General features: G+C 27.5%; 1 protein-coding gene. It reads right to left on the reverse strand.

Translation table 11 applies throughout. From position 1 onward, the window contains the following. On the reverse strand, positions 1-204 hold a 204-nt coding region (locus tag H2279_RS08860), incomplete at its 3' end, for an acyl carrier protein (protein ID WP_337196309.1). Positions 205-236 lie beyond the last annotated feature (32 nt).

Here is a 236-nt window from a genome sequence, read left to right on the forward strand (position 1 = left end):
CATTTGCTTAATACTCTCAAAACTTTCAAAATACATAGGCCGCATAAAATCAGAATCTAAAGTTTTATTATAATGCTTTTCTATCTCATTGATTAAATTCATTACATCTATGCTATCGATGATATTATCACTAACCAAATTTTGCATATTCTCATCAACATCAGCTCTGCCTATATTGATAAAAAACTGTTTAATCTCTTCCATTTTCTCTCCTTAAAGTTCTTTATAGTAATTTC

It is taken from the genome of Campylobacter sp. B0100352/1 (assembly GCF_020135855.1).
In the GTDB taxonomy this organism is placed as follows: domain Bacteria; phylum Campylobacterota; class Campylobacteria; order Campylobacterales; family Campylobacteraceae; genus Campylobacter_D; species Campylobacter_D taeniopygiae.